The 25,696-nt window shown below is 70.3% G+C and carries 25 protein-coding genes; 17 read left to right on the top strand and 8 right to left on the bottom strand.

Going from position 1 to position 25,696, the window contains the following annotated elements; all coding sequences use genetic code 11:
• Positions 1 to 36: 36 nt before the first annotated feature.
• Positions 37 to 927: a DUF2867 domain-containing protein gene (locus OOK40_RS29005; RefSeq protein ID WP_266487362.1), complete on the bottom strand. Its 891-nt coding sequence runs from the start codon at positions 925 to 927 to the stop codon at positions 37 to 39.
• A 50-nt stretch (positions 928 to 977) separates the two neighbouring features.
• Here OOK40_RS29005 and OOK40_RS29000 point away from each other — a divergent pair, with 50 nt between their 5' ends.
• Positions 978 to 1,547: a TetR/AcrR family transcriptional regulator gene (locus OOK40_RS29000; RefSeq protein ID WP_266487361.1), complete on the top strand. Its 570-nt coding sequence runs from the start codon at positions 978 to 980 to the stop codon at positions 1,545 to 1,547.
• A 159-nt stretch (positions 1,548 to 1,706) separates the two neighbouring features.
• Here OOK40_RS29000 and OOK40_RS28995 read toward each other — a convergent pair whose 3' ends face one another.
• On the bottom strand, positions 1,707 to 2,738 hold the full coding sequence (locus tag OOK40_RS28995; protein ID WP_266487360.1) for a Ku protein: 1,032 nt from the start codon (positions 2,736 to 2,738) through the stop codon (positions 1,707 to 1,709).
• A gap of 49 nt (positions 2,739 to 2,787) precedes the next feature.
• On the opposite strand from OOK40_RS28995, the gene ligD reads away from it, so the two are divergent.
• The 3 genes from ligD to OOK40_RS28980 all read left to right on the top strand — a co-directional run bounded on the left by ligD (position 2,788) and on the right by OOK40_RS28980 (position 5,060).
• Positions 2,788 to 3,663 carry a non-homologous end-joining DNA ligase gene (ligD, locus tag OOK40_RS28990; protein ID WP_266487359.1) on the top strand — a complete coding sequence of 292 codons (876 nt, stop codon included), beginning with the start codon at positions 2,788 to 2,790 and terminating at the stop codon, positions 3,661 to 3,663.
• On the top strand, positions 3,660 to 4,565 hold the full coding sequence (locus tag OOK40_RS28985; protein ID WP_266487358.1) for an ATP-dependent DNA ligase: 906 nt from the start codon (positions 3,660 to 3,662) through the stop codon (positions 4,563 to 4,565). Before ligD ends, OOK40_RS28985 begins: the two co-directional genes overlap by 4 nt.
• A 63-nt stretch (positions 4,566 to 4,628) precedes the next feature.
• Positions 4,629 to 5,060, top strand: a complete 432-nt coding sequence (locus tag OOK40_RS28980; RefSeq protein WP_266487357.1) for a DUF4440 domain-containing protein — start codon at positions 4,629 to 4,631, stop codon at positions 5,058 to 5,060.
• Between the two features lie 10 nt (positions 5,061 to 5,070).
• On the opposite strand, the gene OOK40_RS28975 is transcribed toward OOK40_RS28980, so the two are convergent.
• Positions 5,071 to 5,877, bottom strand: a complete 807-nt coding sequence (locus tag OOK40_RS28975; RefSeq protein WP_266487356.1) for a nuclease-related domain-containing protein — start codon at positions 5,875 to 5,877, stop codon at positions 5,071 to 5,073.
• A 114-nt stretch (positions 5,878 to 5,991) separates the two neighbouring features.
• Here OOK40_RS28975 and OOK40_RS28970 point away from each other — a divergent pair, with 114 nt between their 5' ends.
• The 7 genes from OOK40_RS28970 (at position 5,992) to OOK40_RS28940 (ending at position 14,491) form a co-directional block, all read left to right on the top strand.
• A complete protein-coding gene (locus tag OOK40_RS28970; protein WP_266487354.1) occupies positions 5,992 to 8,085 on the top strand; it encodes a PBS lyase in 2,094 nt (697 codons plus the stop codon).
• Positions 8,082 to 8,387 carry a zinc-ribbon domain-containing protein gene (locus tag OOK40_RS28965; protein WP_266487353.1) on the top strand — a complete coding sequence of 102 codons (306 nt, stop codon included), beginning with the start codon at positions 8,082 to 8,084 and terminating at the stop codon, positions 8,385 to 8,387. The genes OOK40_RS28970 and OOK40_RS28965 overlap by 4 nt, the downstream gene beginning before the upstream one ends.
• A gap of 93 nt (positions 8,388 to 8,480) precedes the next feature.
• Positions 8,481 to 9,188, top strand: a complete 708-nt coding sequence (locus OOK40_RS28960) for a hypothetical protein (RefSeq protein ID WP_266487351.1) — start codon at positions 8,481 to 8,483, stop codon at positions 9,186 to 9,188.
• The gene (locus OOK40_RS28955) at positions 9,185 to 10,498 is read left to right on the top strand and encodes a HAMP domain-containing sensor histidine kinase (RefSeq protein WP_266487350.1); all 1,314 of its coding nucleotides are present in this window, start codon (positions 9,185 to 9,187) and stop codon (positions 10,496 to 10,498) included. Before OOK40_RS28960 ends, OOK40_RS28955 begins: the two co-directional genes overlap by 4 nt.
• Positions 10,499 to 10,561: 63 nt before the next feature.
• Positions 10,562 to 11,974, top strand: a complete 1,413-nt coding sequence (locus tag OOK40_RS28950; RefSeq protein ID WP_266487349.1) for an FtsW/RodA/SpoVE family cell cycle protein — start codon at positions 10,562 to 10,564, stop codon at positions 11,972 to 11,974.
• Positions 11,971 to 13,428 carry a penicillin-binding transpeptidase domain-containing protein gene (locus OOK40_RS28945; RefSeq protein WP_266487348.1) on the top strand — a complete coding sequence of 486 codons (1,458 nt, stop codon included), beginning with the start codon at positions 11,971 to 11,973 and terminating at the stop codon, positions 13,426 to 13,428. Before OOK40_RS28950 ends, OOK40_RS28945 begins: the two co-directional genes overlap by 4 nt.
• Positions 13,429 to 13,432: 4 nt before the next feature.
• Complete coding sequence (locus tag OOK40_RS28940; protein ID WP_266487347.1) at positions 13,433 to 14,491, top strand: amidase; 1,059 nt, start codon at positions 13,433 to 13,435, stop codon at positions 14,489 to 14,491.
• A 152-nt stretch (positions 14,492 to 14,643) separates the two neighbouring features.
• On the opposite strand, the gene OOK40_RS28935 is transcribed toward OOK40_RS28940, so the two are convergent.
• On the bottom strand, positions 14,644 to 14,913 hold the full coding sequence (locus OOK40_RS28935) for a hypothetical protein (RefSeq protein ID WP_323136128.1): 270 nt from the start codon (positions 14,911 to 14,913) through the stop codon (positions 14,644 to 14,646).
• A gap of 565 nt (positions 14,914 to 15,478) precedes the next feature.
• On the bottom strand, positions 15,479 to 16,201 hold the full coding sequence (locus OOK40_RS28930; RefSeq protein ID WP_266487346.1) for a CDP-alcohol phosphatidyltransferase family protein: 723 nt from the start codon (positions 16,199 to 16,201) through the stop codon (positions 15,479 to 15,481).
• Between the two features lie 191 nt (positions 16,202 to 16,392).
• Between OOK40_RS28930 and OOK40_RS28925 the strand changes: the two genes are divergently transcribed.
• Entirely contained in the window at positions 16,393 to 16,893 is a 501-nt protein-coding gene (locus tag OOK40_RS28925) for an RICIN domain-containing protein (protein ID WP_266487345.1), read from the top strand.
• 247 nt (positions 16,894 to 17,140) lie between these two features.
• On the opposite strand, the gene OOK40_RS28920 is transcribed toward OOK40_RS28925, so the two are convergent.
• Positions 17,141 to 18,262: a ferritin-like domain-containing protein gene (locus OOK40_RS28920; RefSeq protein ID WP_266487344.1), complete on the bottom strand. Its 1,122-nt coding sequence runs from the start codon at positions 18,260 to 18,262 to the stop codon at positions 17,141 to 17,143.
• Positions 18,263 to 18,392: 130 nt separating this feature from the next.
• Between OOK40_RS28920 and OOK40_RS28915 the strand changes: the two genes are divergently transcribed.
• Together OOK40_RS28915 and OOK40_RS28910 are read left to right on the top strand one after the other, a co-directional pair.
• A complete protein-coding gene (locus OOK40_RS28915; RefSeq protein WP_266487719.1) occupies positions 18,393 to 19,328 on the top strand; it encodes a diiron oxygenase in 936 nt (311 codons plus the stop codon).
• A gap of 26 nt (positions 19,329 to 19,354) precedes the next feature.
• Positions 19,355 to 20,083, top strand: a complete 729-nt coding sequence (locus tag OOK40_RS28910; RefSeq protein ID WP_266487343.1) for a TetR/AcrR family transcriptional regulator — start codon at positions 19,355 to 19,357, stop codon at positions 20,081 to 20,083.
• 265 nt (positions 20,084 to 20,348) lie between these two features.
• Here OOK40_RS28910 and OOK40_RS28905 read toward each other — a convergent pair whose 3' ends face one another.
• Together OOK40_RS28905 and OOK40_RS28900 are read right to left on the bottom strand one after the other, a co-directional pair.
• The gene (locus OOK40_RS28905; protein ID WP_266487342.1) at positions 20,349 to 21,425 is read right to left on the bottom strand and encodes a mandelate racemase/muconate lactonizing enzyme family protein; all 1,077 of its coding nucleotides are present in this window, start codon (positions 21,423 to 21,425) and stop codon (positions 20,349 to 20,351) included.
• Positions 21,426 to 21,698: 273 nt separating this feature from the next.
• Positions 21,699 to 22,928 carry a helix-turn-helix domain-containing protein gene (locus OOK40_RS28900; RefSeq protein WP_266487341.1) on the bottom strand — a complete coding sequence of 410 codons (1,230 nt, stop codon included), beginning with the start codon at positions 22,926 to 22,928 and terminating at the stop codon, positions 21,699 to 21,701.
• A gap of 124 nt (positions 22,929 to 23,052) precedes the next feature.
• On the opposite strand from OOK40_RS28900, the gene OOK40_RS28895 reads away from it, so the two are divergent.
• The 3 genes from OOK40_RS28895 to OOK40_RS28885 are packed head-to-tail and all read left to right on the top strand — an operon-like array spanning position 23,053 to position 25,678.
• Positions 23,053 to 24,177 carry a DegT/DnrJ/EryC1/StrS aminotransferase family protein gene (locus OOK40_RS28895; protein WP_266487340.1) on the top strand — a complete coding sequence of 375 codons (1,125 nt, stop codon included), beginning with the start codon at positions 23,053 to 23,055 and terminating at the stop codon, positions 24,175 to 24,177.
• Positions 24,174 to 24,917 (top strand): hypothetical protein, encoded by a 744-nt coding sequence (locus tag OOK40_RS28890; protein WP_266487339.1) that lies wholly within the window; start codon positions 24,174 to 24,176, stop codon positions 24,915 to 24,917. Before OOK40_RS28895 ends, OOK40_RS28890 begins: the two co-directional genes overlap by 4 nt.
• Entirely contained in the window at positions 24,917 to 25,678 is a 762-nt protein-coding gene (locus OOK40_RS28885; protein WP_266487338.1) for an amidohydrolase family protein, read from the top strand. Before OOK40_RS28890 ends, OOK40_RS28885 begins: the two co-directional genes overlap by 1 nt.
• The last annotated feature ends 18 nt before the right edge of the window (positions 25,679 to 25,696 follow it).

Here is a 25,696-nt window from a genome sequence, read left to right as displayed (position 1 = left end):
GACACCTCGGGTACGGGGAGAGCTCGAAGGCGCACTCTACTGGGCGGGCGTTTGCGCACGTAGCGGGGCCGGAGGGGCCGCGAAGGCCAGGCGGCGGTGGGCGCGGCGGAGCATCCTGCGGGCCATGGGCGGGTGGAGGCGGCGGATCACCGCGAAGTAGAGCCTGCCGCGCCAGTTGTGGGTCTTGACGACGGTGGTGAGCGTGACCTTGTCGTCGGCTATCAGGACCGAGGCGCGGAAGTCGAGGTGGCCGGCGTCCTCGCCGAGCAGCAGCTCGTTCGGGGCGCTCGCCCTGATCTCGAACGGGAGGACATCGCGCCAGGCGTGCGGGTCGCGGGGCATGCCCGGGTCCAGGGGGATCGCGCACGCGTCCGCGAAGTCCGGGACGGGAAGGGCCTGATGGGCCAGTTCGGCCCCGGCCGGGACGGCCGTCGCCTTCGGCCGGTCCCGGACGAGGCTGTGCAGGAAACGAGCCCGACGGGACCAGCGGTGGGGCCGGGTCAGGGTCCCGGGCGTGGCGGCGCGCTCGATGTTGTCGAGGAGCTCTTCGATCATGGTGTCGTGCAGGGGGCGGATCACCAGGGTCCACAGCAGCCGGGACTTGAGGCCCTGTTGCTGTACGAGGACATGGCGGACCCGGCAGCTGCCCGAGTCCACGGGCTCTGTCGTGAGGGCGTGGAAGCCGTTGGAGGGCGGGGTGAAGTCGAAGCGGATACTGCGGCCGGGTTCGTACGCGCCGACCGAGTAGCGGACGAAACCGTGACCGCCGTCCGCGCCGACGCCCAGGGGGCGATCGAAACGGATGGGCGGCCAGACGGGGCTGGGACTGAGCGGGTCGTCCGGGGACGAGATGCGGTCGAGCAGGGCGCCGACCACCTCCGCCGGGGCTGCGACCTGTCGTTCGTGAACGTTCCGCACTGTGCGCATCACGACCTCCATACGGTGGCGTATGTTTCACCATACGGTAGCGTATGGACATGGCGCAGGCACGCAAGAAACTCACGGCACACGACTGGGCCGACGCGGCGCTCGCCGCCATCGGAGAACGCGGGCTCGCCGCCGTCGCCGTGGAGCCGCTCGCCGCGCGGCTCGGCACGACCAAGGGCAGCTTCTACTGGCACTTCGCCAACCGGGACGCGCTGATCGCGGCGGCGCTGGGGCGGTGGGAGGAGATCCACACCGAGCAGATCATCACCGAGATGGAGACCGAGCCGGACCCGGAGCGGCGGCTGCGCAGGCTCCTCACGAAGGCGATCGCGACGGCGGCGGAGGATCCCCTGGAGGTGTCGCTGCTCGCCACGGCCGATCATCCGCAGGTGGCGGCCGCGATCGAGCGGGTGACGAAGCGGCGCGTGGGGTATGTGGCGCACCTCTTCGAGGAGTTGGGCTTCGAGCCTGAGAAAGCGCGGCGGCGGGGGCTGCTCGCGTACTCGAGCTATCTGGGCCACACGCAGCTGAGCCACGCGGTGCCGCAGGCGCTGCCGGCGGGGGTGGAGCGGGCTGTGTACCTGGAGTCGGTGATGGACACGCTGCTCCGACGCGGGTAGCCCGGGCATTTCAAGCCCGTCCGGCGATTGAGGACATGCGGCCGAAGGCCGCACACGGGGTCCGGGGCGGAGCCCCGGTTCGGGATGGGGGTACCTCCCACGGCCGCCAGGCCGTAGGGGGAGGGCGGGGTGGGGAGCAAGCCCGCCGCAGGCGCACCGTCAGGCCGAGGCGTGCTTCCTCGGGGTCGTCTTCTTCGGCGTGGACTTCTTCGCCGCCGCCGCCGTCTTCTTCGTGGCCGCCGCTGACTTCGTCGACTTCGCGCTCGTCGTCTTCTTCGCGGCCGTCTTCTTCGCCGCCTCCGTCGTCGACTTCTTCGCACCCGCCGCCTTTGGCGCGCCCGCCGCCCGCTTGCGCCCCTTGATCGGCGTAACCTCGGCGCCCTCCCCGTCGGCTTCGCCGCCCTCCCCGCCCGCCCCGCGCGCCTCCTGCGCCGCCCGTACGCTGCTCTCCAGCGCCGCCATCAGGTCGATGACCTGGCCGCCGCCCTCCGCCGGGGCCGCCTCGGGGAGCACCCCGCCCTCCACCTTCGCGGTGATCAGCTGTTCCATCGCCGCCCGGTAGTCGTCGTGCAGGGACGACAGCTCGACCTCGCCGAGCGTGTTCATCAGCGCGTCGGCCAGGTCGAGTTCGGCCTCCCGGACCTTCACGTCGGTCTCCGGGGCCACGCCCTCCGGCGTGCGGATCTCGTCCGGCCAGAGCAGCCCGTGCATGGCGATCACGTCGTCGACGACCCGCAGCATGCCGAGCCGCTCACGTCCGCGCAGGGCGAACTTGGCGAGAGCGACCTTCTGGCTGCGCCTGAGCGCCTCCCGCAGCAGTGTGTACGGCTTGGTGGCGGGGACGCCGTTCGCCGACAGGTAGTACGCCGCGTCCATCTGGAGCGGATCGATCGACGAAGCGGGCACGAACGCGACGATCTCGATCGTCTTCGCCGTGTGCAGCGGGAGCACCGCCAGGTCCTCGTCCGTGATCGGGATGAGCGATCCGTCCGCGTCCTCGTATCCCTTGCCGATCTCCGAGGGCGGCACTTCCTTCTCCTCCAGCTCGCAGACCTTGCGGTAGCGGATCCGGCCGCCGTCGGCGGTGTGGATCTGGCGGAAGGAGATGGAGTGGTTCTCGGTGGCGTTCATCAGCTTGATCGGGATGCTGACCAGACCGAAGGAGATCGCACCGTTCCATATGGATCGCACGTTTGATCCCTTTCATCCGAAATTTCGGGATTCGTGGGATTCTCATCGTATGACGCCGATCACGGAGGTGGAGGGGCGGCGCCTCGCGCTCACCAACCTGGAGAAGGTCCTCCACCCCGCCACCGGGACCACCAAGGGCGAGATCCTGCACTACTACGCCACCACGGCCGGTGCGATCCTGACCCATCTGCACAACCGGCCGCTGTCCTTCCTCCGGTATCCCGACGGCCCGGACGGCCAGCTGTTCTTCACCAAGAACCCGCCGCCCGGTACACCGTCCTGGGTACGGACGGTCGCGGTGCCGCGTTCCGAGGACAAGCACGCGCACCAGGTCGTCGTCGACGATCTGGCGTCGCTGATCTGGGCGGCGAACCTGGTGGTGGAGTTCCATACGCCCCAGTGGCAGGCGGACGAGCCGGGGATCGCCGACCGCATGGTCTTCGACCTGGACCCGGGCACCCCGGCGACGATCGTCGAGTGCTGCGCCGTGGCCCTCTGGCTGCGGGAGCGGCTGGCGGCGGACGGCCTGCTCGCGTACGCAAAGACCTCGGGCTCCAAGGGGCTGCATGTCCTCGTACCCCTGGAGCCGACCCCCTCGGAGAAGGTCTCGGCGTACGCGAAGAGCCTGGCCGTCGAGGGCGAGGCCGAGCTGCCGGGGCTGATCCTGCACCGGATGACGCGTTCCCTGCGGCCCGGCAAGGTCTTCGTGGACCACAGCCAGAACTCCGCCAAGAAGACCACCGCAACCCCGTACACGCTGCGCGCCCGCACCGAGCCGACCGTGTCCGCGCCCGTCACCTGGGAGGAGGTCGAGGCGCACGAGAACCTCGTCTTCCGGATCGGCGACATCGGGCCACGGCTGGAGCGGTACGGGGATCTGCTCGGCCCGCTCATCAATCTCAACCGCGCCAGGCCCCTGCCATGAGCGTGCCGCGCCCGCCGCTGAGGGTCGCGCTCGCCGAATCGGTGAGCGCACTGCCGCGCGGGCAGGGCCTCGCGTACGAGCCGAAGTTCGACGGCCACCGGATGGTGATCTTCCGGGTCGGCGGCACGGTGCTGCTGCAGGCCCGGTCGGGGCGGATCGTCACGGCCGCGTTCCCCGATCTCGCGGACGCGGCGCAGCAGTTGCCGGAGGGCACGGTGCTGGACGGCGAGGTGGTCGTGTGGAAGGACGGCCGTACCGACTTCGCCTCCGTACAGAAGCGCGCCGCCGCCACACCGGGGCGGGCTCCCGCTCTCGCAGGCAGGCTGCCCGCCTCGTACGCCGCCTTCGATCTGCTGGCCGAGGGCGGCGAGGACCTGCGGCTGTCGGCGTACGAGAAGAGGCGCGCGCGGCTGGTCGCGCTGCTCGGCCCGCTCGGGCCGCCGCTCCAGCCCGTACCGATGACGCTGGACGCCGACGAGGCGGCGACCTGGTTCGAGACGCTGCCCGAGATCGGCGTCGAGGGACTGGTGGTCAAACGGCTGGACCAGACGTACAAGAGCGGCACGCGCGCGTGGCGCAAGCTTCGGCACACCTCCGCGCGCGATGCGGCGGTCGTCGGCTTCACCGGGCCTCGGACGCGGCCCGCCGCGCTGATCCTCGTACTGCCGGACGACGACACCCCCGTCGTCTCCAGCCCGCTGAGCCCGGCGCTGCGGGCGCGGGCCGCGGCCGCGCTCACCTCGCTGACCAGTGCGAACACAGGCACCGCGACAGCGCTCGGCGTGGGCGAGGTCGAGTACCGGCGGGTCGAGTCAGGCCTGACGGCGGAGGTGGAGCAGGGCACGACGCGGCACACGGTCACCACAGTGCTGCGACTGCGGCTGCCCGAGGATCATGATTAATCAAGTTTGACTAGCGCAGAGGCAGGGGATATCCCTTCACGTAGTCAAGTTTGAGGAGACAGCGTGACCCTTGTGCCCGACACCGGATACACCCCCACCGCCGAAGAGCTCGCGAGCATCCAGGACTGGTTCGCGGCGTACGACGCGCACAGCGCCAAGCGCGAGGTCGAGCGCATGGCGGACCTCGCCGTCTTCCCGCTCAACCTGGTCAGCGACGACTCGGCGGGCAACGGCGCCTCGGCCCAGTGGGACCGGCGGCAGTTCATCGAGACGATGAGCCAGGTGATGGGCGACGGCAGCGACGACATCGCCTTCGAGTCGACGCGTACGCCCGTCTTCCTCTCCCCCGCCATGGCCGTCGTCTTCACCGACTCGACGATGACCATCGACGGCCGCACCCAGCAGCTGCGCTACGCCGACGTGCTGATCAGGCGCGACGGACAGTGGGCGTTCCAGACCATGCTGCAGAGCGGCTGGGGGGACAACCTCCGCTGACACCCCCTGGCTATGCCCGGAGCCAGGTGCGGCGGTCCCGTGCCGTCGCGTACAGCGCCTCGATGTCCGCCGGCTTGAGGACGCCGCCGAGCCTGGCCAGTGCGGGCACTTCGTCGTCGCGGATGATCCGTATGTCGGGCGGCACGGGCAGCACGTCGAGCCGCGCCGCCCCGACCACGGCGAGCACCGGGCGCACCGCCGCCGCCAGCGCGAGGGTGGCGCGCTCGGCCCGGCGGCGGGTCAGCCGCAGCAGCGGCGCCGGCCCGCCGCGGCCGGCCCGCACCATCGGGTCGGCGATCCGCACCTTCAGCCGGCGGGCCGCCAGGGTGTGCACGGCCAGCAGTCCGCCCGGGCCGACGGCCAGATGGTCGATACGGTCGGCGCCCGGCAGCGGCACCGAGTGCAGGATCCGCCAGCCCGCGCCCTCCAGCCGGTCGAGCGCTTCGCCGAGCAGCTGCTCGGCGGCGATCTGGACGCGCCGCGGGTCCTGCCGGAAGCGGCGGGCGGCTCCCGCGGGCAGCGAGTCGAGCTCGACCAGGAGCCCTTCGCCGGGCCGGTTGGGGGCCAGGTCGTCGTCCGGGTGGAGGGACAGCCGGGCAAGGTCGGCGGAGGTGGGAACGGGCGGCGGTCCGATGCTGACGTCGCCGGTCAGATAGGGGGCGAGCGCAGACAGCACATCCGCGCGGTGGCGCTCTGAGACCAGACTGACCCGGCCGCTGTCCCTGTCGTACCAGGCGACGTTGCGGCCGTCCGGGAGGCTGACGTACAGCCGGTCCCGGCCCTGCCTGCGTGCGGGTGTCACGCGAAGTCTCGTCATGCCACCACCCCTCGACCATGGGAACAGCCCGGGGGCCTTCGGGGCAATATCCACGCGATGCCGAGCGGTGGTGCACACTCTCCCCAAGCGCAAGGTTCTTGGGAGGGGGCAAGCGTGTTCGGGGGGATCCACGAGGTCGACTGGGCAGCACTGGGGCACGCCTACGGTCCGGCGGACGATGTTCCGCAGATGCTGTACGCACTGGCGTCGGCGGACCCGGACGACCGCGAGACGGCGCTCGACAGCATGTACGGAGCGGTGCACCACCAGGGCGATGTGTACGACTCGACGCTCGCCTGCATTCCCTTCCTCCTCGAACTCGTGGCGAATCCGGCGGTGCAGGACCGCGGCGGCATCGTCGAGTTGCTGACCAGCATCGGCGGCATCGATCTGGACGACGACGAACTGGATCCGGAGGACGAGGAGTTCGAGTACGCCGCCAACTACGCGATGGCCGCATCCGCCGTGACCGCCGGCGCGGACGTCTTCCTCGCGCTGCTCGACGCCGAGGACCGCGGGCTGCGGCTCGCCGCTCCGCTCGCCCTCGCGACCCTGCACAGCGATCCCGGGCTGGTGCTCACCCTGCTGCGGGAGCGGCTCGGCGCGGAGCCCGACGAGGAGGTGCGCTTCGCCTGCGCCGAGGCCGGGGGCCGGATAGCGCTGCGGCACGGCCGGCTCGCCCCCGAAGTGGTGGAGTGGCTTCTGGGGCTGACCCGGGTGCCGTCCGCCCCGGGGCTGCGGCTGGCCGCGCTCGCGCAGCTCGCCCGCTGCGCGCCGGACGCTCTGCCCGCCGATGTGGTGCCGGGGGTGACGGCGCTGCTGCGTGAGCTGCGTGCCGAGCCGGTGACCGCGTCCCCCCTCGCCGAGCCCGTGCCCGAACGGCCGCCCGCGCCGACCCTGCTGGGGCGGCTGCGCGAGGCCCACGACGCGGACACCGTGGGCCGTGGCACACCCTGGACTGCGGATCTGCTGCGGACGCTGCACTCCGGTCTCGGCGATCGCGTGGACGACCGGATCGCCCTGCTCGTCGACCAGTTGTGCAGCCCCGACTGGGGGCAGCGGATCGATGCCGTACGGATGAGCAGCGGGCTGCTGGGGACCTGGCGCGGTGCCTACGGAGAGCTGGTCGGCCTGATCGGTGAGCAGCTCGCCGACCCGGAGAAACGTCTCGCCGACGCGGCCGCCGACACCCTCGGGGAGCTGTTCTGCCTGGCCGCGCCCGCCGCCGACGCGCTGGCCGACCGGGTGGCCGCCGACCCCGAGGCCTGGGTGCGTCACTGGCAGGGCGGGCCACCCTCGCTCGGCGCCGCGGTCTCGGCGCTGGCGCGGGCGGGCGACCGGCGGGCCGTGCCGGTGCTGGCGCGGACGCTGGACCTTCCCGAGCCGCCGCACGACCTGGGCCATGCGCTGGACCATCTGGGCGCGGCGGCGGCGCCGCTGGCACCTGCGCTGCGGCGCAGGCTCGGCGAGATCGACCTGGACGAGCGGCTCTTCGACCGGGCCGGGCCACTGTTGTACGGGCTGACGGCGCTGCGGGCCGCCGAGGCGGCGCCCGAGGTGCTGCGGGTGCTGCGGGGCGCGCCCGACTACCGCAGGGAGTGGGTCGCCGAGTCGGCGCTGCGGGCGCTGACCGCCTTCGGTCCCGCCGCGGCGGACGCGATACCGGACCTGCGGGCGCTGCTGCGCTCGGTCGGCGTCGGCTCCGGCTTCTCGGCGTCGCTCGCGGCGAGGACGGCGGGCGCGCTGTGGGCGGTCGAGGGTGATGCCGGCGCCGTACTGCCCGTGCTGTGTGCCGCGCTGTCCGAGGCGGACTCCGGAGGACGGCGCTCGGCGGCAACGGCGCTCGGCGCGCTGGGCCCGGCGGGCGAGAAGGCCGCGCCGGCGCTGCGTGAACTGCTGGGGGCGGCCGAGCCGTGGACCCGGGTGGACGCGGCGATCGCGCTGTGGCGGGTGACGGGCGACTCCGGGCGGGCATGGCCGGTGCTGCTCACGTCCTGGGAGCAACTGCCCACCACCCGGGCCGCGATCGCCCAGTGCCTGACCGAAATGTCAGTCGAGGGGGCCGAGCGCATTCTGCGCGAGGAGCTCCATTCCGTACGACGTCACAATGCGATCGACGGCTGCTACGGCAGTCATGACATCTTTACCGACGAGAAGCTGCTGGCCCTGTGCCGGCGGGCGTTGACGAGGGAGAGACCAAGAGCATGATCATCTTTGGCAGCAGGGGCTACCTCTACCAGCTGGCGATACTCACGCTGGTGTGCGGGCACTGCGGCAATCCGTCCGCGCACACGCTGAGGAAGTACGTCACCAAGTTCACGCTGTTCTTCATCCCGCTGTTCCCGTTCTCGACGAAGTTCTCGACGCAGTGCACCTTCTGCGGCATGGAGCAGCGGATCACCAAGGAGCAGGCGGAGCAGCTTCAGGCGCAGGCCGCGGGCATTCAGCCGCAGGCGCAGGGGTACGGGCAGCCGCAGCAGCAGCCCGGTCAGCAGCCGTACCAGCACTGACGGGCCCCGGGGGGAGGCCGGCCGGGCGCCGGCCCTCTCGGTGAAGCATCATCTGAAGACCCGTACCTCGGGCCACGCCCGGCAAGGAGAATCTTGAGCCCGAGCTCGAACCGCCTGTTGTACGCCGTGCTGCTCACGGCGTCCGCAGCCGTACTCCTTGCCGGCTGCGGCGACGAGGGACGGATGAAGAGCGCGGGCCCGACTCCCACGGCGGTCGGTCCCGTACGGCTGTGGCCGGATCTGCCGCCCGTCACCGCGCCGCCCAACGACTACGGCGAGACGGACACCGAGCGCGTCCCCGGCATCAAGGTGCCGGGTGACGACGTCCGCGCACTCGACGCCGTCACCGTCGTGCGGGCCGAGGCCGGCGCCCACCCCGATGAGGTCACCGGCGCCGACGGCCTCTACCAGGAGACCGTCCGGCAGCTCGGCACGTGCGAGGAGAAGCCGAAGTCCTGCCCGGTGCTCGCGCCGTACTACCGCGATCTGACCGGCGACGGCCACGAGGAGCTGATCGTCGGCATCAAGATGCCCGAGCAGCAGACGGCGGTGCGTGTCTACATGCCCGACAAGGGCGGTCTGACCCGCGTCATGTCCACCTCCGACCAGGTCGTCAGCGTGGATCTGGCGGGCCGGGACCTGATCATGCGGTCCGTCTCGGCGGGCATCCCCGGATACGAGTACCGCACCGCCTGGTCCTGGGACGAACCGCAGCACGCCATGCTGCCCACCCGTGACGAGATCGTCCGCGTCAAGTCCTCACGCTCCCACGCGCCCGAGCGCTCGGTGGCCCCGCAGTGACACGGCCACGGCTGCCCCGGCTCCCCCGCTGGACCGCGACCCTCACCTGGAAGGCCGCGGTCTTCATCACCGTGATGTGCTGCGCGCTGGCCGCGATGCTCGGCGCGCTGGTGCACGCATCGGTGACCCGGCAGATGGTGGACCAGGCCCGGGAGAAGGCGCTGGCCCGGCTGGTCGAGGTCACCCGTGCATACGAGTCGGGCGAGCCCGTGCCCCGGTTCGGGGGCGTGGACCCGCCGGGGCTGCCGCACTCGCTGCGCGCCCTCGCCGTCGGCGGGAAGCGCGGCACGATGGTCGAGAGCTACCGGGGCCGCCCCACCATGTGGGCGGCCGGCCCGGCCGACGGGCGGGCGATCGCCGTCCGCGTCGACTACACCACCAGCGCGAACACGATCACCGGCCTGGACCGGGCGATCGTCGGCTCCTCGGTGCTGGCCATCGGGGCGACGCTGCTGGTGGGCGCGTTCGCCGTCACCAGGATCACGCGCCGCCTCCATCTGACGGCGCAGGTCGCGCGGAAGATCAGCGCGGGCGACCTGGACGCGCGCGTCAACGACCCGCGCACCAAGGACCCTTCGCGCCCCCAGGACGAGGTCGCGACCGTCTCCGGCGCGCTGGACACCATGGCCTCGTCCCTGCAGGGCAAGCTGCTGAGCGAGCAGCGGTTCACGGCCGACGTGGCGCACGAGTTGCGTACGCCGCTGACCGGACTGACCGCCGCGGCCGAGCTGTTGCCCGAGGGCCGTCCGACAGAGCTGGTGCGGGACCGGGTGCGGGCGATGCGCTCGCTGACCGAGGATCTGCTGGAGATCTCCCGTCTCGACGCGGGCAGCGAGACGATGGACCTGGACGTGCACGAGCTCGCGTATCTGGCCGAGCGGGTGGTGCGGGCCTCGGCCACGGACACCGAGATACGGGTCCTGCGCGACGCGACCGTGGAGACCGACAAGCGCCGGCTGGAACGGGTGCTCGGCAATCTGGTCGCCAACGCCCACAAGCACGGGAAGCCGCCGGTTGTACTGACCGTGGACGGCACTGTCGTGACGGTCGCCGACGACGGCACGGGCTATCCGGAATATCTCCTCGATCACGGGCCGCAGCGCTTCCGTACGGACGGCGGCAGCAAGGGCCACGGGCTCGGACTGACCATCGCGGCCGGCCAGTCGGCGGTGATCGGCGCCGAGCTGCGCTTCTGGAACGCCCCCGGAGGCGGCGCGGTGGCCCGGCTGACGCTGCCGGAGTACGCAGGGCTCGTGGACGGTACGGACGACGGGGCCGACAACGCGGCGGAGCACGGCCGGACGGGCTGACTTCGGCCCGCCCGGCACCTGAGGAACCGGGTCCGGGACCGAGCCCCGGCTACGTTGCGAGGCATGACCGCAACGACGACGAGGCCGGCGGACGCTCCCCCGCCCGACCTGCGCCTCCCCAAGCGGCGGGGCGTCGAGCTCTCGCTCCTCGTCTGCGCCGTCCTCATCTCCGTCTACGGCTACATCGACGTGGGCCTGACGAAGAACAACGCCGTCCCGCCCGATGCCGCGGGCTACGGAGCGGGCCTCGGCGTCCTGGCCCTGCTCGCCCATCTCGCCGTACGCCTGTGCGCCCCCTACGCCGATCCGCTGCTGCTGCCCATCGCGGTCCTGCTCAACGGCATCGGCCTGGTGCTCATCTACCGCCTCGACCTGGACACTCCCGGCGAGGTCGCCGCGCCCGCCCAGCTGATCTGGTCCACCGTCGGCGTCGGCCTGTTCATCGCCGCCGTCGTCCTGCTGCGCGACCACCGGGTGCTGCAGCGGTACGCCTATCTCTCGGTCGCCGCGGCCCTGGTCCTGATGATCGTGCCGATCCTCTTCCCCGCCGTGAACGGCGCCAAGATCTGGATCCGGATCGGCGGACTGTCCTTCCAGCCGGGCGAGTTCGCCAAGATCCTCCTCGCCGTCTTCTTCGCCGCGTATCTCGCCGCCAACCGCAACGCCCTGGCCTACACCGGCCGCCGGATCTGGCGGCTCCAGCTCCCCACCGGCCGCGTGCTCGGCCCGATCGTCGCGATCTGGCTGCTCAGCGTCGTCGTCCTGGTCCTCGAACGGGACCTCGGCACCTCGCTGCTCTTCTTCGGACTCTTTGTGATCATGCTGTACGTGGCGACGGGACGGACCGGCTGGATCGCCGTGGGCCTACTGCTCGCCGGGGCGGGCGCGTTCGCCGTCGGCTCGCTCGAACCGCACGTCAACAGCCGGGTCACGGACTGGCTCGACCCCTTCGCCTCCATCCAGGCCGGCCAGGGCCCAGGCCAGCTCGCCCAGTCGCTCTTCGCCTTCGCCGCGGGCGGGATGCTCGGCGAAGGCCTCGGACTCGGGCACTCCGTCCTCATCGGCTTCGCCGCCAAGTCGGACTTCATCCTGGCCACCGCGGGCGAGGAGCTCGGCCTGGTCGGCCTGACCGCGATCTTCCTGCTGTACGGGCTTCTGGTGGCCCGCGGCTACCGCGCCGGACTGGCCCTGCGCGACCCCTTCGGCCGGCTGCTCGCCGTCGGCCTCGCCTCGATCATCGCCCTCCAGGTCTTCGTGATCGCGGGCGGAGTGATGGGCCTGATCCCGCTCACCGGTATGGCGATGCCCTTTCTGGCCCAGGGCGGTTCGTCCGTCGTCACCAACTGGATCATCGTGGCGCTGCTCATCACCGTCAGCGACTCGGCCCGCGCACCGCACCCCGAAGCGCCCGAGCCGGGCGCACTCGCCCCGCTCCCGAAGCGGGACCCGGCCCTGGACCTGGAGGACGAACGGTGATCCGCTACATCCGGCGGGCCGCCGTCCTGTGCCTGCTGCTTCTGGCCGCGCTGCTCGTCAACGCCGCCCGGGTGCAGATCCTCGAGGCCACCTCGCTCGACAAGAACCCGGCCAACCGGCGTGTGGCGATCGCCCGTTACGACGATCCTCGCGGGGACATCCTGGTCGGCGGCCGGCCCGTCACCGGCTCCAGGGACTCCGGCCAGCAGCTGCGCTTCGAGCGCACCTACACCCAAGGCCCGCTGTACGCGCCCGTGACGGGCTACTCCTCGCAGACCTACGGCACCAGCCTGCTGGAGAACGCCGAGGACGGCATCCTCTCCGGCTCGGCCCCGATGCTCGCGCCACTGCCCTTCTGGAACGACATCAGCCGCGGCGAATCGCCCGGCGGCAGGGTCGTCACCACCATCAAGCCCTCCCTGCAGCGGGCCGCGTTCGACGGCCTGGGCGGACGGCGGGGCGCGGTCGCCGCGATCGAGCCGTCGACCGGGAAGATCCTGGCGCTGGTCAGCAGCCCGTCGTACGACCCCGCAGAGCTCTCGGGCACCGGGCCCCCGGTCAAGTCCGCGTGGGCGAGGCTCAATGCGTCGGGCCATCAGCCGATGCTCAACCGGGCCATCCGGCAGACCTATCCGCCCGGCTCCGCCTTCAAGATCGTGACGGCGGCGGCGGCGCTGGACTCGGGCGTGGTCGGCGATGTCGACGAGCCGAGCGGCGCACCCGATCCGTATGTCCTGCCCGGGACCCGCACCACGCTCCCCAACGCGGCGAGGGGCTGCGGCGATGCCTCCCTCGCGTATGCCATCCAGTGGTCCTGCAACACCGTGATGGCGCATATCGGGGTCCAGGTCGGGCTGGCCGGAATGCTGGACACGGCAGGCAGGTTCGGCTTCAACGACGCGTCGCTGAGGATTCCCTCGGCCGTCGCCACATCCAATTTCGACCGCCGGATGAGCGTCGACCAGGTGGCGCTCTCCTCGATCGGGCAGTTCGACACCACGGCCACTCCGCTTCAGATGGCGATGGTCTCGGCGGCGGTCGCCAACGGCGGGGATCTCAAACGCCCCTATCTCGTGGACCGGGTGACCCGCTCGAACGGCCACACGCTCGCGCAGAACACCCCGGTCTCGTACCGCCAGGCGATGAGCCCGGCGACGGCCCAGCAGCTCCAGGAGCTGATGATCAGGGCGGTCGAGGAGGGCACCGGCGAGAACGCCGCGATCGAAGGGGCGAGGGTGGGCGGCAAGACGGGCACGGCACAGCACGGGCTCGACAACTCCGCCACGCCGTACGCCTGGTTCATCTCCTGGGCCCAGGCGCAGGACGCGATCCGCCCGGCGGTCGCTGTGGCGGTGGTGGTCGAGGACGCGTCCGAAGTACGCGGCGAGATCAGCGGCGGGGGCAGCGCGGCGCCGATCGCCCGGGCGGTGATGGAGGCGGCGCTGAGAGACTGACCGGATGGTGGTGGAACAGGCGCTGGAGCGGATCGGGCGGCTCGATCCCGGGCTGAGCGCGTTTGTCGAGGTCTGGCCCGAGCGGGCGCTCGCGCACCGTGCGGATCACCGACTCCCCCTGTCCGGTGTGCCGTTCGCGGTGAAAGGGCTCTTTGGGATCCGCTCGTACGCGGCCCGGCGGCTGATGGCGGCGGGCGCGGTCCCGGTCGGCTCGACGTCGGTGCCGGGCCCCGGCACGTACTGGCAGACGTGGGGTCTCGGCGCCCACGGCCCCACACGCAACCCGTGGCGCGCGGACCGTACGCCGGGCGGTTCGTCTGCGGGTTCGGCGGTGGCCGTCGCGGCGGGGATGGTGCCGCTGGCCACGGGAAGCGACGGGGCGGGTTCGGTACGGATCCCGGCGGCGTGGTGCGGGGTGTTCGGCCTGAAGACGACGAACGGGCTGCTGCCGTCCCCAGACCGGACGGGCCTGGCGTCGGCGGGTGTGCTGACCCGCTCGGCGGCGGACGCGCGGGCCTATCTGAGGTGTGTCCTGGACGGCTATGAGACGGTCCGGGTGCCCCTGCCGCTCCGGGCGCGCTGGTCACCTGACCTGGGGTACGCCGAGACCGACCCGGAGGTGGAGTCGGTCGCCCGGTCGGCGGTGGACCGGCTGGCGTCGGCAGGTGTCGTACGCGTCGACAGGCGGCCCTTCACCCTGCTCGACCCGAAGGACGCATGGCAGTCGACCCGGCGCGGGGAGCCCGCGACCGCCGCTGACGTGCGGGCGGAGAACGACCGCCGCCTGGCCGGACTGTTCGCGGACACGGAGCTGCTCCTCACCCCGGCGACCCCGAACCGCCCACACGGCCACGACGGCCCGGGCGAGCTCTACTCCACAGCCCTGACCTGGGCGTTCAACTTGAGCGGCCATCCGGCGGCCAGCATCCCGGCAGGCTTCACGAGCGACGGCTGTCCGGTGGGCCTGCAACTGGTGACGGCCCGCGGCACGGACATCTCGCTCCTCGAAATGGCGGTCGCGGCGGAGAGACACACAATTTCGTCGACGGCCACTGCCCGGTGAACGGGGTCGCGGGCGCGGCGGACGGCTTCGTGTGCCGTAGGCAGCCTGGCCGTGCAGGTTGGGGCAGCGGCCGCACTACCCCGTGCAGGCGCAGCGCCATTGCGCGGCTTGCTTCGCAGCAGGGACCGGGCCGTGGTCGTCCTGACCACCCATTATTCGAAGTTGCGGACGCTTCTGCGCACGAGGGGGTGGGAGGAGGCGGCCAGGCGGCGCATGGCGTCGGGGTCATCGTGCAGCGCCATGACCCAGTCGAGCTGGGAGCAGTGGCCGCGCAGGTCGAAGTCGACGTAGATGCCTGCCCGCTGTTCCTCGGTGAGGTCGGGGCGCGTGGCGACCACGAAGCGGACGTTCTCGTCGGGGTCCTGGGCGAGGAGGGGTCCGGAGTGGATGTTTGGCGGCGGCCTGAGGTCGCGCGAAGACAACACCCAAGTCAATGCCTGCTTAGACACATCCAAGATCGCTGGTCAGCGGCTCCGGTGAAGGCTTGAACATGCTCACCGGTAGGCCGGGTGCTCCCGGTGGTTCGTATCGTGAGGGCCGAGTCCCCTGATGGATGGACTCGGGAAAGCGGGATCGCATGTACAGACTGCGGAAGGGCAAACCGCCTGGCTCGACTCGCCGGAACAACCGATAGCGGCCCTGGCCTGACGCCGCTTCAAGACGCCCTGCTCGCGCCCCCGCCAGCAGGGAAGGGGGCCCCGTGCCCCCGTAGTAGTCCCGGTCGTCCGTTGCCCCCGCGGCGGATGGCCGGGGCTCTGCCGCGACTGCGCGGCTCACTCAGACAACTGAGACCGGACCGGCCTTGAGCCTGGACAGTATGAGGGGCGGTCCGGTCGGAGAGCCCGACCAACCCGCAACATCAATTCCAGGCTCACGCCGCCAGGACCGAGCCGACGCAAGCTCCACGACCAGTGCTACCGCAGGACCCACGAGCCGTCGCCCCCTACGACTCCACGAGTTCAACCTCAGTAACCCCAGTATTGGCTGCTACGCATTGCTATGATCGCAGAGGGATTTTCCCCTCAACTGGTGCACTTGAGTCGCATAAAGCGCAGCGGACCACCAGTACAACGCCGCCCCCCAGATAGCTAGCGCCCATCCGAATATTCGAGCATAGTCGGCGAGAAAATCTTCGCCGTCCGCGAAGAGGAGCAAAGGGAAGGCGTACATTAGATTAAATGTAGCCGCCTTCCCAATGAAATTCACCCGGAGCGGACCGTATCCAATTCTCCGCAGGGTGGCAATATTGAATGCCATAAATATGTCTCGCGCAAGAAGCAGCAGCAAGAACCACCAAGGGATGATGTCCCGCAGCAGCAGTGCCAGAAGCGTTGATACCGTATAGAGCCTATCTGCGGCCGGGTCCAAGATTTGCCCGAGGCGAGTTACCTGATTCCACCTGCGGGCCAGCTTGCCATCAAGGTAATCGGTTCCGCCGCTTACCACCAGAAGGGAAATGGCCCAACCATCAAGGCTTGGATTTCCAAAGTACGGCTGAAGCGCGAGCCAGAGGAATATGGGAACTCCAGCGACGCGTAGGGCACTCAGCGCATTAGGTATCGTCAGCACCTTATTAAAACCATCGCGCTTCACTGCTTCACTACCCTTGCCTCCAATGTTCGCACATAGACCGGCGATCTTACCAGGGGCGTTACAGGCCACCTCGCTTGGATCTTTTATAAATAATTCGAGTGCCAATCCGACGGTCATGGCGGCGCGCGGTGGGATCAAAGTGGCACATGTCGTGCAATTTTGCATATTGGCTATTAATCTATACGATACTTTAAACGCTTGCGAAGTGTGATCACCCCTTGTTAGCGTGACGCCGCGTTGCTTGACCAGCAATGCTTCGACTCTTTCAGGAGAGTGCGCTACATGGAATTTGCTAGAGGGGGGACTTCATGAAGATGAAGCGAATAACGTTGGCTCTATCGGCAACCGCACTGGCCTCTGTTGCGCTATTTTCGACCTCAGGCAGTGCATTTGCTGCACAGGCTGAGGTCACGTCGGCTGCAAGCGCAGCGCAGACCAAGGTGACGTGGAAGAACGCGGCAACGGGCCTCTGGCTCGGCATGGACACCGGCCTCTTCGGCACCGGAACCAAGGTGGTTACGGACAATCGGAACGTTGGCGGTTGGTACGAGACCAAGAACTCTGACGGCTCCTTCACTCTCAGGTGGGCCGGGTACAGCCAGGGAGACAAGTGCCTGGACAGCGATAGCGATGGCAACGTGTATGGCATCGGCTGCAACGGTGGCAAAAACCAGAAGTGGCACGAAGTCAAGTATTCCTCTGGCTGGCGCCTGACGAACAAGGCCACCGGCCGGGTCCTGGATAGCAACTCCAGCGGTTCCGTCTACACAAGTACCGACCAGGGCAACTTTTACCAGCGGTGGGTTTAACCGCTAGGGGCTCAAGTTATTTCGTGAATGGCCGTCGGCTTTGCTGGCGGCCATTCACGAGGGCTGTTACTGAGGTTGAACTCGTGGAGTCGTAGGGGGCGACGGCTCGTGACGCCGGAGCACCTCATCCGACGCATCCGCCGAGGCTTACGGCACATCCAGTCCCACGGCGACCTCATAGACGGCTGCCTCGCCGAAACCGCCTTGACCACCAACCCTGACGGCAGACGACACCACGAGTTCAACCTCAGTAGCTGTTCCAAGCCTCCTGCGCGCCCTGTGCGATCGCCTCTTCGACCTCCGAGACCCGGGCCTGCTCCTCCACGGCGAAGCGTTCGCGGTCGAGCTGTTCGGCGATCTCCTCGTCCTGGGACATCAGAAGGTCGAGGTTGGCGTCACCCAGCTCGAAGACGCCCATGTCCAGATAGGCCTGCTGCAGCCGCTCGCCCCACAGCCCGATGTCCTTGACGCACGGAACGATCCGGCTGAACAGCAGCTTGCGGAACAGCTGCAGGTATTCCGACTGCTCGGAGAGCTCGGCAGCCTCCTGCTTGGGGATGCCGAAGTTCTCCAGCACCTCCACCCCGCTGAGCCGGTCGCGCATCAGATAGCAGCCCTCGATCACGAACTCCTCGCGCTCGCGCAGCTCCGCGTCACTGAGCTCCTTGTAGTAGTCCCGCAGCGCCATCCGCCCGAACGCGACATGGCGGGCCTCGTCCTGCATGACGTACGCGAGGATCTGCTTGGGCAGCGGCTTGTCGGTGGTGTCCCGCAGCAGGCCGAACGCCGCCAGCGCGAGGCCTTCGATGAGGACCTGCATGCCCAGATACGGCATGTCCCAGCGGGAGTCGCGCAGGGTGTCGCCGAGCAGTCCCTGGAGGTTGTCGTTGACCGGGTAGAGCATCCCGATCTTCTCGTGCAGGAACCGGCCGTAGATCTCGGCGTGCCGGGCCTCGTCCATGGTCTGGGTGGCCGAGTAGAACTTCGCGTCCAGATCGGGGACCGACTCGACGATCCGCGCGGCGCACACCATCGCGCCCTGCTCGCCGTGCAGGAACTGGCTGAACTGCCAGGACGTGTAGTGCTTGCGCAGCTCACCCTTGTCCTTCTCGGTCATCTTCGCCCAGTGGCGTGAGCCGTAGAGGGTGAGGGCCTCGTCGGGGGTGCCGAGCGGGTCGCAGGGATCGACCTCCAGGTCCCAGTCGATGCGCTTGGCGCCGTCCCACTGCTTGTCCTTGCCCTTCTGATAGAGCGCGAGGAGCCGGTCGCGGCCGTCCTCGTACTCCCAGCTGAAGCGGGCGGCGCCGGAGGCCGGGACCTGCCAGTGGAGGGTTTCGGGGGCGTTTGTGTAGCGGTCGTACGTCGACACCGGCGACTCCTTCGCCTCATATCCCGTATACCGAAGGCCACTTGGCAGGCTCACACGTTGGTAGACGAAGAGTCAACAAGTCGTACGCAAGGGATTGACGGGCTTACTGACAGGGAGTCTCATAATGGCCATGACGACAGTGCCCGAACAGGACATCCGGCTGCTCCGCGACGCACTCGGCCCGCTCCGCGACCGCGAACAGGTCGCCGAGCGCCTGCTCGAGTCCTCCGCCAAGCACTCCTTCGACCCCGACAAGGAACTCGACTGGGACGCCCCGGTCGAGGAGGGCAAGTGGTTCTGGCCACCGGAGCTGCTCTCCCTCTACGACACCCCGCTGTGGCACAAGATGTCCGAGAAGCAGCGCTTCGACCTGGCCCGGCACGAGTCCGCGGCACTCGCCTCGCTCGGCATCTGGTTCGAGATCATCCTGATGCAGCTGCTGGTGCGGCACATCTACGACAAGCCCGTGACCAGCAACCACGTGCGCTACGCGCTCACCGAGATCGCCGACGAGTGCCGGCACTCGATGATGTTCGCCAGGATGATCCAGAAGGGCGGGACACCGGCGTATCCCCCACCGCGGATCTACCACAATCTGGGGCGCGTCCTGAAGACGATCTCGACCACGCCCGGTTCCTTCGCGGCGACACTGCTCGGCGAGGAGATCCTCGACTGGATGCAGCGGCTGACCTTCCCCGACGAGCGCGTCCAGACCCTGACGCGCGGGGTGACCCGAATCCACGTGGTGGAGGAGGCGCGCCATGTCCGGTACGCCCGCGAGGAGTTGCGCCGCCAGATGGTGACCGCGCCGCGCTGGGAGCAGGAGTTCACCCGGCTCAGCTGCGGGGAGGCGGCGCGGGTCTTCTCCATCTGCTTCGTGAATCCGCAGGTGTACACGAACATCGGCCTCGACCGGCGCGAGGCGGTCGCCCAGGTCCGCGCGAGCGGACACCGGCGAGAGGTGATGCAGTCGGGCGCGAAGCGGCTGACGGACTTCCTCGACGACATCGGCGTCCTGCGGGGGCCGGGGCGGCGGCTGTGGAAGCGCTCAGGACTCCTCGCCTGATCCCGCACAGGGCATACGCTGCGAGCATGACCAGTCCCGCTCCAGCGACCCGTGCCTACCGGCGGCTCAGCGTCGAGGAGCGCCGCAGACAGCTCCTCGCGGCCGCGCTCACCCTCTTCGCGCACCAGCCGCCGGACGAGATATCCCTCGACGACGTGGCCGAGGCGGCGGGGGTCTCGCGGCCCCTCGTCTACCGCTACTTCCCCGGCGGCAAGCAGCAGTTGTACGAAACGGCGCTGCGGTCCGCCGCGGACCAGCTGGAACTGTGCTTCACGGAGCCGCCCACGGGCCCGCCGACCGAGCGGGTCGCCCGGGTGCTTGACCGCTATCTCGTCTTCGTCGACGAGCACGACGCCGGATTCAGCGCGCTGCTGCGCGGCGGAAGCGTCGCCGAGACGTCCCGTACGAGCGCGATCGTCGACGAGGTGCGGCGGGCCGCGGCCGAACAGATCCTCGTCCACATCGGCGCGGACCGGCCGGGACCACGGCTGCGGATGATGGTGCGCACCTGGATCGCGGCGGTCGAGGCGGCGTCCCTGATCTGGCTGGACGAGGGGAAGCAGCCGTCGACGGCCGAGCTGCGGGACTGGCTGCTGGACCACCTCATCGCGCTGCTCGCGGCGACGGCGGCGACGGATCCGCAGACGGCGGAGGCGCTCGCGGAACTCGTGGCACTGGAGACGCCGTCGGGGGCGGTGGGGAAGCTGGCGGGGCGGGTGGGGGTGGTCATGGGCGAGGCGGGGGGTTCGCGGTAGGGGGTGCGGGTGCCGCTGCGCGGGGTTTGTTCCCCACCCCGCCCCTTCCCGTAACTGGGGGCAAGCCCCCAGACCCCCCACGGGGCTTCGCCCCGGACCCCGTATGCGACCTTCGGCCGCATGTCCTCAAACGCCGGACGGGCTGAAGTTCAGCCCCTCCGGCGTTTGAGGCGCGGGGAGGTTGGGGGTCCCCCCGGACGGAGTCTGGGGGAGGGCGGGTAGGGGAACAGGCCCGCCGCAGGCGCAACCCCTGCCCCGCGAAACGTCACAGCTCGTGGCCCAGCCCCGGGCCCCCCGGAACCTCCACCCACCCCGTGTCCACCACCCCCGCAAACGCCCCCGGCGCCAGCGGCTCCGCATCCACCAGCAGTGGACCCACCAGATCCGCCGGCACCGTCGCATGCGGAAGCGCCGCGGCCAGATGCGCCGCAGCCAGCGACGCGACGCCCAGTTCCGGCATCGTGCCGATCTTCACCGCGAGGCCCGCGGACTCCGCCACCGCCGCGACCTGACGCGCCCGGTGGAGCCCGCCGACCTTGAGGATCTTGATGTTGAGGACATCCGCGGCGCCACGGCGGACGATCTCCAGCGCGTCGTGCGGCGACTGCATGCTCTCGTCGGCCATCACCCGCACCCCGCCACCGCCACGCAGCGCCGCCATACCGGTCAAGTCCCAGCGTGGCAGGGGCTGTTCGACCAGATCGAGGCCCGCGTCGGCGAGCCGGGCCACGGTCCTGGCGGCCGTGCCGGGGTCGTAGCCCTCGTTGGCGTCGAGGGACAGTTCGACGGAGTCGGGCACGGACTCGCGTACGGACCGGACCAGTCCCACATCCAGATCCGGGTCCTCGCCGCCCTTGACCTTGATGTGGGTGAAGCCCTTCGCCGCGTACGCGGTCGCCTCCTCCACCATCTCCTCGACGGTGCCGAGTCCGACGACCCAGGTGGTGGGGACGCGCGGGCGCACGCAGCCACCCAGCAGCAGATGGACGGGCCAGCCCGCCGCCCGCGCCGCGAGGTCGTGCAGCGCGATGTCCAGGGCCGCCTTGGCGAGATGCTGGCCGCGGATCGCGGCGTCCATCGCGGTGTGCGCTCCGGCCAGATCGCGCGGGTCGCGGCCGATGAGTGCGGGGGCGGCGTGTTCGGTGAGGGCGGCCTCGAGACCGGCGAGGGTCTCTCCGGTGTAGGCGGTCATGGGGGACGCCTCGCCGAAGCCGGACTCGCCGTCGGCGGTGCGTACTTCGACGACCAGGCTGATCAGTTCGGGGCTGGTTCCGCTGCTGATGACGAAGGGGCGCCGGTACGGTGCCCTGACGACGCGCGTGTGGACCGAGGCGATCTTCAAGCACGGCTCCTTCGAGTTACGGCCCGGACCGTAAGGGAGCGGGCGCGTGTGGGGGGGGGTGGCCAGGGGTGTCGTTTGGATCAGGCCGGGTCAGTGAGCGGCCCGCCGCGGAGCGGCTGATGTCACTGTGGTGCGTGCGATCGCAGGCCGGAGGATGGGGGTCCCCCCGCCGAAGGCAGGGGGAGAGCCGACGCGGAGCGTCGGCGACTGACGACAACGCAGTGAGCGTGCGTGCCAGGGCACGCGAGCCCGGCAAGATCCGAACGACACCCCCTAAAGGCGTACCCGGTAGACGATCGGCGGGCGGCCGGTCTGGCCTTCCTGGCGGCTGCCCGTCGGCACGGCGACCCCCGCCCGCTCCAGGCGCTTGAGGATGCGGCGGGCCGTGCGCTGCTGGACGTCGAGGTGTTCGGCGACGCGGAGGGCGGTGATGCCCTCGTCAGCGTCCTGCGCGGCCAGTTCGCGCAGCCGGTCGAGTGTTGTGGCGTTCAGTCCGACACGGCGGGCGAGCATGACCGTGCTCTCCGGGCCGGGGACCGCCGTCCCGGAGGACCGTTCCGCGTCGATCACGATGTCGACGTCGTCGGTCATCGAGACGACCCCGGCGACCGGGCCCACCGAGCGGGCCCGGTTGACCGCGCGCCTGGCGAGCGATTCGGCCTCCGCGGCGGTGCGGCCGAGTCCGAAGCCGACGTGCGCGGCGCCGTGCCGGGCGGCGAGATCGCTGAGGAAGGGCAGGCGGGTGAACTTCTCGCTGACCTCCTCCAGCACGCCCCGGGTGGTGACGACCAGCCGCTCCCCGTGGGGCAGATCGGCGAGGCTGCCGCCCAGTACCCGCAGGTCGGCGGCGAGTTCGCTGTCGGCGGCCGGGAGGTCGACGATGCCGAGCGCGACCTGGGCGTCTCCGCTGTGCGCGCCCGCGGTGGCGAGGACGAGGGCCTGGAGCGTGGAACGTATGGAGTGCCGGGAGGGTGCCAGCCGTACGGCGTGCATCTCGTGGTCGAGCAGGTGGAAGGCCGAGCCGAGGCAGGTCAGGGCGACCCTGGTCTGTTTCTTGTCGCGGGCGGTGAGATGGAACTCCGCCAGGTCCTGCGAAGTCAGCCCGGGCCGGTAGGGCAGTACATGCACATGCTCGGTGGGCAGCTTGGCCTCGGTGAGCGTCTCCATGACCTCGCTGCGGCGCAGCGTGTCGATGGAGATCCGGGAGACGTCGTGGCCCAGCCGGAGCAGTTCGACGAGCGCCCGCAGCAGGGTCGCGCCGTTGTACGGGACATACATGGCGGGCCGGTCCAGCAGACCGGCGGCCGTCGCGAGGGTGTGCGGCACGACGCCGGTGAACAGCAGCGCGTCCACGTCGGCCTGCGCCCGCGCGACCACGTCGAGGGTCTCGTCCTCGTGGCGGTACGGGAGCGGCACAAGACGGTCGGCCCCGGACGAGCCGCCGACCGCGACCACCTTGGGCACAAGGTCCTCGGGACCGATCACGCCGACCGTGAGAGCCATCGGCCGGTCTCCGTTCTTCTGGAGTGGTTCTGCGGTACTTCTGGACGGGGTTGACGCCCGGCAACCGCGGTTCTAATTTCGGCCCAGGCCATAACCGCATGCTTGCGGAGAGGATAGTGCCCCGATGCCCGAACGGGAAATGCCACTGCCCACAGTTCTCGACGCCCGCGGCCGCACCTTCGGCGAGGAGGAACGGGCAGCGGTTCTGCGCGTGCTGGACTCCACCGTCCTGTGCAGCGCCTTCGGCAGTGAAGCACGCTCCCTCGAAGCCGAGATGAGCGGGATGTACTCCCGCGCGCACACGGTTGCCTGCAGTTCGGGGACGGCCGCGCTGCATCTGGCGGTCGCCGCGGCCGGGGTCGGCCCGGGCGACGAGGTCGTCACCACCCCGATCTCGGACTTCGGCACGGTCGCGCCCGTACTGGCGCAGGGGGCACAGGTGGTGTTCGCCGACGTACGCGCCGAGGACGGCAACCTCGACCCCGCAGCGGTCGAAGCCGCCGTCACGCCGCGCACCAAGGCCGTCATCGCCGTGCATCTCTTCGGCAGCGCGGCGGACATCGACACGCTGCGCGCGGTGTGCGACCGGCACGGACTCGTACTGATCGAGGACTGCGCCCAGGCCTGGCTCGGCGAGGACGCCGACGGCCGGCTGCTCGGCACCGTGGGAGACATCGCCTGCTTCAGCCTTCAGCAGTACAAGCACATCACCGCGGGCGACGGCGGCCTCGCGCTCACCGACGACCCGGCACTCGCCCGCCATATGCGGCTGTTCATGGACAAGGGCTGGGACCGCGCCGAGGGCCGCATCCACCGGGAGCCCGGCCTCAACTACCGGATGCCCGAGCTCGTCGCGGCGGTCGCCCGCGCCCAGCTCACAAAGGTCGCGGACGTCGTACGCGTACGGCGGGAGCGCGCGGAACAGCTGGCCGCGGCGATCGCCGGGATCCCGGGCGTCGAAATGCCCACGCGCCGCGCGGGGCACGCCTGGTGGGTGGTGCCGCTGCTGGTCGACGACAACGCCCGCTGGGCCAAGAACCTCCAGGCCGCGGGCATTCCCGCACTGCCCGGCTATCTGGAGCGCCCGCTGTACGCCAACCCGGCACTGCCCGGATATCCACCGGGCCTTTGTCCCCGTGCGGAGCGGCTGATCGACCGTACGCTGCTGGTGCTCCAGTGGAACGAGGGGTACTCGGAGGACGACGTGGACCGGATCGCCCGTGCCCTGGCCGACGGGGAAGACCGATGAGCGCGTACGAGTGGCTGCGTCCGTCCGCCGAGGAGTTCATCGGCTGGGACGTGGACGTGCTGTACGGGCCGTGGCTTCGGCACCACCGCGACATCGGGCTCCCGGAGGTCCGCGAGCGATTGGGCCGTTCGCCCGTAGCCTGTGCGCTGGCCCTGTCGACGCGCGGCCCGCTCTTCGACGACGGCGAAGGCAACGCCGAGACGGTGCGCGACCTCGCCGACTGCCCGGAGCTGCTTCCGGTCGGCACTATCGACGTACGGGACGCGCTGACCGCGGAGGACCGGCTGGACGAACTGGCCGCGGCCGGAGTGCGGTTCCTGCGGCTGTTCACGATCGAGCAGATGGCCGAGCCCGGCTTCCCCGGCTACCGCCGGGTCGTCTCGCTCGCCCTGGAACGCGGCCTGACACTCCTCCACGACGGCGACCCCCGCCGCTTCGGCCCGCCACTCATGGGCCTCGGCGCCGATGTCCTTTTCCTCGACCTGCACGCCTATCTGCTGGCCGACTTCCTGCTGATGGCCCGCGAGGAGCCCGGATTCCGGGCCACCACCCGGATGCTGTCGGGACCCGACTCCATCGAGCGCGTGGTGGAGACGGTGGGCCCCCGCCATCTCGTCTTCGGCTCGCGCACCCCGTTCATGGACATCTCGCCGCAGACGCTGCGGCTGCGGTACGCGGACATCACGGACGACGACCGCGCCGCGATCTCTACGAAGAACGTCGAGGAGCTGCTGGCCTGATGCCGATCATCGATGTGCACGCCCATGTGGGCCGCTGGCAGTTCCACCTCACCGCCGGTGACGCGGAGAACAATCTGCGGCAGATGGACCGCTACGGCATCGACCTGCAACTGGTCTCCGCGTCGGAGGCGGTCGTGTACGACGCGGTCGGCGGCAACGCGGCACTGAGCAAGGTGCTCGCGCAGCAGCCCCGGCTGTACGGATACGCCGTGGTGAACCCCAACCGGCCCGAGGAGAGCGCGGCGGATCTGCGGCGCTGCCTGGACTCGGGGCGGTTCGTCGGGGCGAAGATCCACACGCACTATCCGGGGCAGCTGCCCGGGGCGCGGGCGATGACGGAGGCGTTCGACGTGGTCGCGGAGGCGGGCGTACCGCTGCTGCTGCACACCTGGGGCGACGAGGTCACCCTCCTGCCGGAACTCCTGGCGTCCCGCCCGGGCCTGCGCGTGATCATGGGCCACGCGGGCGGCGACGCGTGGCGCGAGGCGGCGCATGCGGCCGCGTCCTGCGACCGCCTCTACCTGGAGCACTGCCGCACGGCGACGGACGCGGGCCGCATCGCCTACGCAAGGGAGGCGGGGGTCCCGGTCGAACGCCTGCTCTTCGGCACGGACGCGACGCTGATCGATCCGTGCGTGGCGTTGGGGGTGGTGCGGGATGCGGGGTTTACTCCGGAGGAGTTGGAGAGGGTGCTGTGGGGGAACGCGGTGCGGTTGTTCGGGTTGCCTGCGGCGCTTTCCCCTACCCGCCCCTTCCCGTAACTGGGGCTCCGCCCCAGA

Source organism: Streptomyces sp. NBC_01481, from assembly GCF_026339995.1.
GTDB lineage: Bacteria > Actinomycetota > Actinomycetes > Streptomycetales > Streptomycetaceae > Streptomyces.
This window is presented reverse-complemented; position numbering and strand designations above follow the sequence as displayed.

Bases quoted from the DNA above. Each gene is read 5' to 3' on its own strand.
- OOK40_RS28930 (WP_266487346.1), bottom strand. From the start codon at position 16,201: ATGACCGTCGGATTGGCACTCGAATTATTTATAAAAGATCCAAGCGAG.
- ligD (WP_266487359.1), top strand. From the start codon at position 2,788: ATGACGCCGATCACGGAGGTGGAGGGGCGGCGCCTCGCGCTCACCAAC.
- OOK40_RS28910 (WP_266487343.1), top strand. From the start codon at position 19,355: ATGACCAGTCCCGCTCCAGCGACCCGTGCCTACCGGCGGCTCAGCGTC.
- OOK40_RS29005 (WP_266487362.1), bottom strand. From the start codon at position 927: ATGCGCACAGTGCGGAACGTTCACGAACGACAGGTCGCAGCCCCGGCG.
- OOK40_RS28900 (WP_266487341.1), bottom strand. From the start codon at position 22,928: ATGGCTCTCACGGTCGGCGTGATCGGTCCCGAGGACCTTGTGCCCAAG.
- OOK40_RS28940 (WP_266487347.1), top strand. From the start codon at position 13,433: ATGGTGGTGGAACAGGCGCTGGAGCGGATCGGGCGGCTCGATCCCGGG.
- OOK40_RS28895 (WP_266487340.1), top strand. From the start codon at position 23,053: ATGCCCGAACGGGAAATGCCACTGCCCACAGTTCTCGACGCCCGCGGC.
- OOK40_RS29000 (WP_266487361.1), top strand. From the start codon at position 978: ATGGCGCAGGCACGCAAGAAACTCACGGCACACGACTGGGCCGACGCG.
- OOK40_RS28925 (WP_266487345.1), top strand. From the start codon at position 16,393: ATGAAGATGAAGCGAATAACGTTGGCTCTATCGGCAACCGCACTGGCC.
- OOK40_RS28885 (WP_266487338.1), top strand. From the start codon at position 24,917: ATGCCGATCATCGATGTGCACGCCCATGTGGGCCGCTGGCAGTTCCAC.
- OOK40_RS28890 (WP_266487339.1), top strand. From the start codon at position 24,174: ATGAGCGCGTACGAGTGGCTGCGTCCGTCCGCCGAGGAGTTCATCGGC.
- OOK40_RS28985 (WP_266487358.1), top strand. From the start codon at position 3,660: ATGAGCGTGCCGCGCCCGCCGCTGAGGGTCGCGCTCGCCGAATCGGTG.
- OOK40_RS28975 (WP_266487356.1), bottom strand. From the start codon at position 5,877: ATGACGAGACTTCGCGTGACACCCGCACGCAGGCAGGGCCGGGACCGG.
- OOK40_RS28965 (WP_266487353.1), top strand. From the start codon at position 8,082: ATGATCATCTTTGGCAGCAGGGGCTACCTCTACCAGCTGGCGATACTC.
- OOK40_RS28915 (WP_266487719.1), top strand. From the start codon at position 18,393: ATGACGACAGTGCCCGAACAGGACATCCGGCTGCTCCGCGACGCACTC.
- OOK40_RS28950 (WP_266487349.1), top strand. From the start codon at position 10,562: ATGACCGCAACGACGACGAGGCCGGCGGACGCTCCCCCGCCCGACCTG.